The 9,846-nt window shown below is 41.4% G+C and carries 9 protein-coding genes; 6 read left to right on the top strand and 3 right to left on the bottom strand.

The window, feature by feature from the left end:
- The 5 genes from SORDD16_RS05975 to SORDD16_RS05955 form a co-directional block, all read left to right on the top strand.
- A partial coding sequence (locus tag SORDD16_RS05975; RefSeq protein WP_061452726.1) for an aldo/keto reductase occupies positions 1 to 712 on the top strand: 712 nt, incomplete at its 5' end.
- Between the two features lie 269 nt (positions 713 to 981).
- Positions 982 to 1,353 (top strand): GFA family protein, encoded by a 372-nt coding sequence (locus SORDD16_RS05970; protein WP_061452725.1) that lies wholly within the window; start codon positions 982 to 984, stop codon positions 1,351 to 1,353.
- A gap of 209 nt (positions 1,354 to 1,562) precedes the next feature.
- The gene (glyQ, locus tag SORDD16_RS05965; RefSeq protein WP_000038733.1) at positions 1,563 to 2,480 is read left to right on the top strand and encodes a glycine--tRNA ligase subunit alpha; all 918 of its coding nucleotides are present in this window, start codon (positions 1,563 to 1,565) and stop codon (positions 2,478 to 2,480) included.
- Positions 2,481 to 2,850: 370 nt separating this feature from the next.
- A complete protein-coding gene (gene glyS, locus SORDD16_RS05960) occupies positions 2,851 to 4,887 on the top strand; it encodes a glycine--tRNA ligase subunit beta (protein ID WP_061452724.1) in 2,037 nt (678 codons plus the stop codon).
- 42 nt (positions 4,888 to 4,929) lie between these two features.
- Entirely contained in the window at positions 4,930 to 5,187 is a 258-nt protein-coding gene (locus SORDD16_RS05955) for a DUF896 family protein (protein WP_000371291.1), read from the top strand.
- A gap of 82 nt (positions 5,188 to 5,269) precedes the next feature.
- Here SORDD16_RS05955 and SORDD16_RS05950 read toward each other — a convergent pair whose 3' ends face one another.
- From SORDD16_RS05950 to SORDD16_RS05940, 3 genes are read right to left on the bottom strand one after another with little or no spacing between them, the layout of a single operon-like run.
- Positions 5,270 to 6,517, bottom strand: coding sequence for an NAD(P)H-dependent oxidoreductase (locus SORDD16_RS05950; RefSeq protein ID WP_061452723.1), 1,248 nt, complete (start codon positions 6,515 to 6,517; stop codon positions 5,270 to 5,272).
- Between the two features lie 17 nt (positions 6,518 to 6,534).
- Positions 6,535 to 7,140, bottom strand: coding sequence for an NADPH-dependent FMN reductase (locus SORDD16_RS05945; protein WP_061452722.1), 606 nt, complete (start codon positions 7,138 to 7,140; stop codon positions 6,535 to 6,537).
- 18 nt (positions 7,141 to 7,158) lie between these two features.
- A complete protein-coding gene (locus SORDD16_RS05940; RefSeq protein ID WP_061452888.1) occupies positions 7,159 to 8,088 on the bottom strand; it encodes an FAD:protein FMN transferase in 930 nt (309 codons plus the stop codon).
- A 300-nt stretch (positions 8,089 to 8,388) separates the two neighbouring features.
- Between SORDD16_RS05940 and nox the strand changes: the two genes are divergently transcribed.
- Positions 8,389 to 9,768, top strand: coding sequence for a H2O-forming NADH oxidase (nox, locus tag SORDD16_RS05935; RefSeq protein WP_061452721.1), 1,380 nt, complete (start codon positions 8,389 to 8,391; stop codon positions 9,766 to 9,768).
- Positions 9,769 to 9,846: the final 78 nt, after the last annotated feature.

The raw sequence follows: 9,846 nt of genomic DNA, 5'->3' as shown, positions 1-9,846 counted from the left end.
TACTGCGGCTATCTATCAAAATGAGGAGAGCGTTGGCCGTGCTATACGAAATAGCGGTATTTCACGTCAAGAAATCTTTGTAACGACCAAACTTTGGAATACCAATCACAGCTATGATGAAGCTCGCCAAGCTTTTGAAGAATCAATGGAAAAACTTGGATTGGATTATCTAGATTTGTATCTTATCCATTGGCCAAATCCAAAACCTTTAAGAGAAAATGATAAATGGAAAACTCGCAATGCTGAAGTCTGGAGAGCGATGGAGGATCTTTACAAAGAAGGCAAGATTCGTGCTATCGGAGTTAGTAATTTTCTCCCTCATCATCTGGATGCTTTGTTTGAGACAGCAAGAGTCATTCCAGCGGTTAATCAGGTGCGCTTAGCGCCAGGGGTTTATCAAGAGGAAGTAGTTACCTACTGTAGAGAGAAAGGAATTCTCTTAGAGGCTTGGGGACCTTTTGGGCAAGGAGAGTTGTTTGATAAGAAAGAAGTCCAAGAAATTGCTGATAAGCATGGAAAATCAGTTGCCCAAATCGCCTTGGCTTGGAGCTTGGCAGAAGAGTTTTTACCGTTACCTAAGTCAGTAACAGCCTCTCGCATCAAGAGCAATCTTGACTGTTTTGGGATTGAACTTAGCAAAGAAGAGCGAGAGGTCCTAAAGACTATCTCGGTGATTTCTGGCGCACCTCGTGTGGATGAGATGGATTTTTAGAAAGTAAGAAAAAGAATTGTAAATTTTCTCTCTTTCTGATATAATAATCAACAAGAAAGAAAGTCTTATGGCGTTCTTCAAGCGAGCTTGGGATAGTGGGAGCCAAGTAGGACAAGGTAAGGAACTGGCGCTTTCTGTCGTATTTTTCAAAACAATGAAGTAATAAATTAGGGTGGAACCGCGTTTCTGACGCCCCTAGTCGCAAGGCTTGGGTGTTGAAATTCGGTTCTTTTTGAATTTCGTCTAATACCTAAGTAGAAAGGAGCATAATGCTTAAAGGATCTTGTTTATGCAAAGCAGTGACCTACACTTTAGATGAGGAATTGTCGGAATTAGTTTTTTGTCATTGCTCATTCTGTCGGAAAGCCACTGCGTCTGCCTATACAGTTAATGCCAAAGTTAGCAGCAAAAATCTAGTATTGTATGGAGAAGAGAATTTGGTTACTTATAGTTCATCTCTAGGGAAACAACGCTATTACTGCCAGAACTGTCACAGTCAAATTTTCACTGCTCAAGAAAATATACCAGAAGTCTGTGCTTTAAAATTAGGTACAATAGATGAATGCGATCAGAATTTACAAACTGTTCCTAAACGTCATATTTTTCAGGATCCAGCTTTTTCTTGGTTGCTTGATAAATAAATTTAAAAAGATAATATAAACTAAAGGAGTATTCAATGTATAAGAAATTAACATTTCACTGCGTCAGCGGCAGAGACCTCCTTACAGTCGGGCTGCCCCACGCTCAGCACTAGAGTGCCTGAGCTAGACGCAGTACTAACTCGTCTTGCCTCGTATAATCGACGAGGCAGACTCGTGTCGCAAGTAATTTATAAAAAAAGGAGTAAATAATGTCTAAAAAATTGACTTTCCAGGAAATCATCCTTACTTTGCAACAATTTTGGAATGACCAAGGTTGTATGCTTATGCAGGCTTATGATAATGAAAAAGGTGCGGGAACAATGAGTCCTTACACTTTCCTTCGTGCTATCGGTCCTGAGCCATGGAATGCAGCGTATGTAGAGCCATCACGCCGTCCTGCTGACGGTCGTTACGGGGAAAATCCTAACCGTCTCTACCAACACCACCAATTCCAAGTGGTCATGAAGCCATCTCCATCAAATATCCAAGAACTTTATCTTGAGTCTTTGGAAAAATTGGGCATCAATCCTTTGGAACATGATATCCGCTTCGTTGAAGATAACTGGGAAAATCCATCGACTGGATCTGCAGGTCTCGGTTGGGAAGTTTGGCTTGATGGGATGGAAATCACTCAGTTTACTTATTTCCAACAAGTTGGTGGATTGGCAACAGGTCCTGTAACTGCGGAAGTTACCTATGGTTTGGAGCGTTTGGCTTCTTACATTCAAGAAGTGGACTCTGTCTATGATATCGAGTGGGCCGATGGTGTAAAATATGGAGAAATCTTCATCCAGCCTGAATACGAGCATTCAAAATATTCATTTGAAATTTCGGACCAAGAAATGTTGCTTGAAAACTTTGATAAGTTTGAAAAGGAAGCTGGTCGTGCCTTGGAAGAGGGCTTGGTTCACCCTGCCTATGACTATGTTCTCAAATGTTCACACACCTTTAACCTGCTTGATGCGCGCGGTGCCGTATCTGTAACAGAGCGTGCAGGCTATATCGCCCGTATCCGTAACTTGGCCCGTGTCGTAGCCAAAACCTTTGTCGCAGAACGCAAACGCCTAGGCTACCCACTTTTGGATGAAGCAACACGAGCTAAACTCTTAGCAGAAGACGCAGAATAGTAAGTAATACTGAGCCTAAAGATCGTTTGAGGCAAGTTGAAGACTTGCTAGAGGGATATGTACCGCCGTACTGTTATGTGGGGATTTTTGAAACCCTACCTATACTCTTCGAAAATCAAATTCAAACCACGTCAGCTTCACCTTGCCGTACTCAAGTACAGCCTGCGGCTAGCTTCCTAGTTTGCTCTTTGATTTTCATTGAGTATTAGGTTCAAAAATTAGTCAGCTAGATCCACTTTGATGAGACTGTTGGAAATCTTGTTTTATTTGGTATAAGATTTCCTTACAGACTCACAAAAGTTAGTTAGCGACGTCCCCAGTACCTAAGGTGCATATCAAAAAAGATTGAAGAAGATGTAAAGGAAAAAACATGACAAAAAACTTATTAGTAGAACTCGGTCTTGAAGAGTTACCAGCCTATGTAGTAACTCCAAGTGAAAAACAACTAGGTGAAAAAATGGCAGCCTTCCTCAAAGAAAATCGTCTTTCCTTTGAAGCCATTCAAACCTTCTCAACACCACGTCGTTTGGCTGTTCGTGTGACTGGGCTTGCAGACAAGCAGTCTGATTTGACAGAAGATTTCAAGGGTCCAGCAAAGAAAATTGCCTTGGATAGTGATGGAAACTTCACCAAAGCAGCTCAAGGATTTGTCCGTGGAAAAGGCTTGACAGTTGAAGATATTGAATTCCGTGAAATCAAGGGTGAAGAATATGCCTATGTTACCAAGGAAGAAGTAGGTCAACCAGTTGAGAATATTGTTCCAGGCGTTGTAGATGTCTTGAAGTTACTGACTTTCCCTGTCAGCATGCACTGGGCTGGAAATAGCTTTGAATACATCCGTCCTGTTCACACTTTAACCGTTCTTTTGGACGAGCAAGAATTTGATTTGGATTTTCTCGATATCAAGGGTGATCGTGTCAGCCGTGGTCATCGTTTCTTGGGAAAAGAAACAAAGATTCAGTCAGCATTGAGCTATGAAGAAGACCTTCGTGCACAGTTTGTAATCGCAGATCCACGTGAACGTGAGCAAATGATTGTTGACCAAATCAAAGCAATCGAAGCTGAACACAGTGTACGTATCGAAATTGATGCGGACTTGCTTAATGAAGTCTTGAACTTGGTTGAATACCCAGCTGCCTTTATGGGAAGTTTTGATGCCAAATACCTTGAAGTCCCAGAAGAAGTTTTGGTGACTTCGATGAAAGAACACCAACGTTACTTTGTTGTTCGTGATCAAGATGGCAAGCTCTTGCCAAACTTTATTTCTGTTCGTAATGGAAACGCAGAGCATTTGGAAAATGTCATCAAGGGAAATGAAAAAGTCTTGGTAGCACGTTTAGAAGACGGAGAATTCTTCTGGCGTGAAGACCAAAAATTGGTCATTTCAGATCTTGTTGAAAAATTGAACCATGTGACCTTCCACGAAAAGATTGGTTCCCTTCGTGAACACATGATTCGTACGGGGCAGATTGCCATTCTCTTGGCAGAAAAAGCTGGTTTGTCAGTGGATGAAACAGTTGACCTAGCGCGTGCAGCAGCTATTTACAAGTTTGACTTGTTGACGGGTATGGTTGGTGAGTTTGATGAACTCCAAGGTATTATGGGTGAGAAATATGCCCTTCTTGCTGGAGAAACTCCAGCAGTTGCGGCTGCTATTCGTGAACACTACATGCCTACATCAGCCGAAGGCGAACTTCCAGAGAGCAAGGTTGGAGCCATTCTAGCCATTGCAGACAAATTGGATACGATTTTGAGTTTCTTCTCAGTAGGTTTGATTCCATCAGGTTCTAATGACCCTTATGCCCTTCGTCGTGCGACGCAAGGTGTGGTTCGTATCTTGGATGCTTTTGGTTGGCACATTGCTATGGATGAGCTGATTGATAGCCTTTATGATTTGAAATTTGACAGCTTGACTTATGAAAATAAAGCAGAGGTCATGGACTTTATCAAGGCTCGTGTTGATAAGATGATGGGTTCAACTCCGAAAGATATCAAGGAAGCAGTTCTTGCAAGTTCAAACTTTGTTGTGGCAGATATGCTAGAAGCAGCAAGTGCTCTTGTCGAAGCAAGCAAGAAAGAAGACTTCAAACCATCTGTCGAATCTCTCTCTCGCGCCTTTAACTTGGCTGAGAAGGCAGAAGGTTCTGACACAGTTGATCCTGCTCTCTTTGAGAATGAAGAAGAGAAAGCCTTGGCGGAAGCAGTAGAATCACTCGTTTTGTCAGGGACTGCAAGTCAGCAATTAGAACAACTCTTTGCGCTTAGTCCAGTTATTGATGCTTTTTTTGAAAATACCATGGTAATGGCTGAAGAACAGGCTGTCCGACAAAATCGTTTGGCTATCTTGTCGCAATTAACCAAGAAAGCAGCTAAACTTGCACGTTTCAACCAAATCAATACCAAATAAAGTCTGTTAAACGGATTAAACCTTATCATAAAGGAGATAAACATGGATCCGAAAAAAATCGCTCGTATCAACGAGCTTGCCAAAAAGAAAAAAACAGAAGGCTTAACTTCTGCTGAAAAAGTGGAACAAGCTAAACTTCGTGAGGAGTATATCGAAGGCTATCGTCGTTCTGTTCGCCACCACATTGAAGGAATTAAAATTGTGGATGAGGAAGGAAATGACGTCACACCAGAAAAACTACGCCAAGTGCAGCGCGAAAAAGGTTTGCACGGTCGTAGTTTAGATGATCCTAACTCATAAAATGAAAGGGGGGTGTAGATGATTTGCGAGCCCCTTTTCTGTTGTAATAAAAAAGGAGCCACTTGGCTCCTTTTTTGGTTTCTTAGTTGCTTGCGCCAGAAGTAGCGTCGGCATCTCCATGACCACCATCTCCATGTCCTCCAGCATCAGAAGCGCCAGAAGTAGCATCAGCATCTCCATGACCGCCTCCTGCAGGGGCAAATGGTCCGCTACCACCCACCAAACGTTGACCGGTAGTTTGTAGATACCAGTCAAGCCATGGTTGGAAGTTAAAGACGATTTCATTGATACCAGCATATGATCCGTCAGGATAGTACATAGCTTGGTAGTTATGAGTATTGATAACACCAGCAGGTGAGCCAGGTACAATAGTACGGATATATTCCTCGTTACCATTGCGGAGGCTTCCAACAACCCATTCGACATTCTTCATACGAGCAGCAGGGAGAGAGTTGTGAACGGTAGATAAACGGCTACCTGATTGAGGTGGTACACGTTTGGCAAACATGGTATCTGGGTCTTGGTGAGCGTTGTTATAGTATAGGAATTGGTTGTTATCGTCAGCATATGTCAATTCAAATGGCATAGCTTTTAAGAACATATCGATTTGGTTAACCGTCAAGATACCGTGGTCAAGTTTAACGTAAGTATCACCTGAGACAGCTCCAACCAGTTCTGCCGCTTTCTCCACCCAATCTGGATCATCTGGGTCAACTCCGGTAATAGTTGTAGCAATTGGTTTTCCGCAGTCCAAGTCTTCTGGTTTGATTGGTTTTGGTTTTTTCAATTTCGAAACGACTCCTACATATTTCACAAAGTTATCTAAACAAGTTTCAAGGAATTTAACAGTGCCTTCGTTGGTGATATTTCCGTCGTTATCAAAAGCTTCCTTAGCTTTACCAAGAAGGAATTCGTTACCTGGAAGTGTATAGGCATTAACTCCTGGTGCATCAAGGATCTTACGAAGATGAACTTGAGCACGTGAAGTTCCTTGATCGTAGTATGAAGCCCCGACAATCATAACGGGTTTGTTTTCAAATGGGTGTACCTCAAACGATAGCCATTCAAGGACAGACTTGAGAGAGGCTGAAATTGTGTGGTTGTGCTCAGGGGTTGCAATGATGACTCCATCTGCACGTGTGATTTTATTATACAAGAGACGCAACTGGAAACTTTCGTCCCATTTTTCGTCTTGGTTAAACATTGGAACTTCATCGATTTCAAGGACTTCTAATTCAAATTTGAGTTTGAAGTTGCGACGGATGAATTCCAAGAGTTTACGGTTATATGATTGATCGTAGTTCGATCCTACAAGTCCTACAAATTTCATGCTTTTGCTCTCCTATCTTACAAATTTTCCCAGTCAAATTCTTCAGCATCCTTACGAAGTAATTCATGTGCATTGCGCAACTTTTCAGTCACTTTCACAAAAATACGGAAGTCATCAAAGATAGCATCAAGTTTATTAATGACATCAAGATCTACTAAGTCACCACTCGGGTTAAATGATTGAAGGGAATGAGAAAGCAAGAATTCATCTGGAAGAACATTTGCCTTAATCTCAGGAGCATTCAAAATCTGACGAAGTTGCAACTGGGCACGTGATGAGCCGAGTGTACCGTATGAAGCACCCGTAATCATAACTGGTTTATTCAAAAGTGGATAGATACCGTAAGATAACCAAGCAAGAGCGCTCATCAATACAGCAGGAATAGAGTGGTCGTACTCAGGAGTACCGATAATCACACCATCAGCTTCCTCAATTTTAGTTGCAATCTCAAGAATTTCAGCAGGAAGTTGCTTATCTGCAGGTTTGTTAAAAACGGGAATATTCTTGATTTCAACGAGTTCAATCTCAGCCTTATCGGCGAAGTGTTTCTGCATGTATTGAAGCAATTGGCGATTTGTAGAACGTTTAGAGTTCGTTCCAACAATGGCAATAAGTTTTAGCATGAGATTTCCTTTCTCTTTTTACATAATACAATTTTGAAGGCCTGAAGAACATGCAAGACGCCCCTCTTTGTCGATGAGGATGGCTTCAATGCCATCTATACTTTCGACTTGCCAGAGGATAGAAGCGCTTCGTTCTCCAAAAAGGCGCGTTGTCCAAATCTCACCATCAACAGATTTATCAGAGATAATCGTTAGGCTAGCGAGATCGGTTTCGACAGGGAATCCTGTCTTACTATCAAAGATATGGTGATAGTCTTTTCCATCTACTGTCAGGTGGCGTTCATAGATACCTGAAGTGACAACGGATTTGTTAGAAGCAGGAATGGTTAGGAGATGATTGCCACGAGGATTTCGCGGATCTTGAATCCCAATCTGCCAGGCTTTCCCTTCTTTGGCTTGGTTATTCCCGATGGTGAGGATATTTCCTCCGAGATTGATCAAGGCAGAGGTGACACCGTGTGCTTTTAAATACTGGGCAACCTTATCTGCACTATAGCCCTTGGCTAAGCAACCTAGATCAAGTTTCATTCCTTTCTTCTCTAAAAAGACAGTAGAGCTAGTCGGATCCAACTTGATAAAATGCGGGTCAACTAAGGGCAAGACAGTTTCGATTTCGTTTAACTCTGGAAGCCGTGCATCTGCAAATCCGATTCGCCAGGTTTGAATCAAGGGGCCAATGCTGATGTTTAGATGGCTAGAGGGGGCTAGGCTATGCTCAAGTCCAAGAGTAATCAGTTCAAATAGCTCAGGATGAACCTTAACAGGTGCGATTCCAGCCTGGTAGTTGATTTCCATCAGTTCGGATTCTTGACTGTTGGCGTTAAAGCGGTATTCAAGCTCCTTGAGCAAATCAAAGGCTCCTTGAAGCAGGGATTTTGCCTGCTTATCCACTAATGAAATCGTGACAGTTGTTCCCATTAGCTGTTCAGAACGAGAACGAAGAGGCAAGCTACCAACTCCTTTCTTCTTATAGGAAATCATTCAAGATAAGTTAGATTAATAGAAAATTTAACCCCTTACATTTTCTTTCCATGTATCTAGCATACCATAAAGTCAGCGTTTTCACAAATAAATTTTAACAAAAAGTCAAGAAATATGCTTAAAAATTGGAAACAAATGAAACGAATAATATAAACGAAGTATAATTTTTTCTGAAAAAAAGAGAATTCTGAGCAAATACCTTGTAAACGCTAACAGTAAATGATATACTAGAAAAGTAAATCAAAAATTAAAGGTAGGAATTTTTCTATGAGTAAAATCGTTGTAGTTGGTGCTAACCACGCTGGTACAGCTTGTATTAATACGATGTTGGACAACTTCGGACATGAGAACGAAATCGTAGTATTTGACCAAAACTCAAATATTTCATTCCTTGGTTGTGGAATGGCGCTTTGGATCGGGGAACAAATCGATGGTCCAGAAGGTCTCTTCTACTCTGATAAAGAAAAATTGGAAGCAAAAGGTGCTAAAGTTTACATGAACTCACCTGTTCTTTCAATCGACTATGATAATAAAGTTGTGACTGCAGAAGTAGAAGGCAAAGAACACAAAGAGTCTTACGATAAATTGATCTTTGCAACTGGTTCAACTCCAATCTTGCCTCCAATTGAAGGTGTTGAAATCGTTAAGGGTAACCGCGAATTTAAAGCAACTCTTGAAAATGTACAATTTGTTAAATTGTACCAAAACGCTGAAGAAGTTATTGAAAAACTTGAAGATAAGAGCAAACACCTTGAGCGCATTGCCGTTGTTGGTGGTGGTTACATCGGTGTAGAGCTTGCCGAAGCTTTCGAGCGTCTTGGAAAAGAAGTGGTGCTTGTAGATATCGTAGACACTGTTTTGAACGGCTACTATGACAAAGACTTCACTCAAATGATGGCTAAGAACTTGGAAGACCACAACATTCGCTTGGCTCTTGGTCAAACTGTAAAAGCAATCCAAGGTGACGGCAAAGTAGAACGCTTGATAACTGACAAAGAAACATTTGATGTGGACATGGTGGTTCTTGCTGTTGGTTTCCGTCCAAATACAGCTCTTGCGGATGGTAAGATTGAACTCTTCCGTAACGGGGCCTTCCTTGTAGATAAGAAACAAGAAACATCTATCCCAGGTGTATACGCTGTTGGTGACTGTGCAACTGTTTATGACAATGCACGTAAAGACACTAGCTACATCGCCCTTGCATCTAACGCTGTACGTACTGGTATCGTGGGTGCTTACAACGCTTGTGGTCATGAACTGGAAGGAATCGGAGTGCAAGGATCAAACGGAATCTCTATCTATGGACTTCACATGGTTTCGACTGGTTTGACTCTTGAAAAAGCCAAGGCAGCTGGTTATAATGCAACTGAAACTGGCTTTAACGATCTTCAAAAACCAGAATTTATCAAACATGACAATCACGAAGTTGCCATCAAGATTGTCTTTGACAAAGATAGCCGCGAAATCCTTGGTGCGCAAATGGTGTCTCGTGACTCTGCAATCAGTATGGGAATCCACATGTTCTCACTTGCTATCCAAGAGCATGTAACAATCGATAAATTGGCTTTGACAGACCTATTCTTCTTGCCACATTTCAACAAACCATACAACTACATCACAATGGCTGCACTTACAGCTGAAAAATAATAGAAACATTGTTTGATATGAAAACAAAAAAGTTGAGAAAAAATTTACTCAACTTTTTTACATGATAAATTGTAAAAT

The sequence above is a fragment of the Streptococcus oralis genome (assembly GCF_001578945.1).
GTDB lineage: Bacteria > Bacillota > Bacilli > Lactobacillales > Streptococcaceae > Streptococcus > Streptococcus oralis_Q.
The sequence above is the reverse complement of the archived record's forward strand: the minus strand, read 5'-3'. Positions and strand labels throughout refer to the sequence as shown.

Excerpts from the sequence above, each read along its gene's own strand:
- SORDD16_RS05955 (WP_000371291.1), top strand. The coding sequence starts at position 4,930 with ATGGATCCGAAAAAAATCGCTCGTATCAACGAGCTTGCCAAAAAGAAA.
- glyQ (WP_000038733.1), top strand. The coding sequence starts at position 1,563 with ATGTCTAAAAAATTGACTTTCCAGGAAATCATCCTTACTTTGCAACAA.
- nox (WP_061452721.1), top strand. The coding sequence starts at position 8,389 with ATGAGTAAAATCGTTGTAGTTGGTGCTAACCACGCTGGTACAGCTTGT.
- SORDD16_RS05970 (WP_061452725.1), top strand. The coding sequence starts at position 982 with ATGCTTAAAGGATCTTGTTTATGCAAAGCAGTGACCTACACTTTAGAT.
- SORDD16_RS05945 (WP_061452722.1), bottom strand. The coding sequence starts at position 7,140 with ATGCTAAAACTTATTGCCATTGTTGGAACGAACTCTAAACGTTCTACA.
- SORDD16_RS05950 (WP_061452723.1), bottom strand. The coding sequence starts at position 6,517 with ATGAAATTTGTAGGACTTGTAGGATCGAACTACGATCAATCATATAAC.
- glyS (WP_061452724.1), top strand. The coding sequence starts at position 2,851 with ATGACAAAAAACTTATTAGTAGAACTCGGTCTTGAAGAGTTACCAGCC.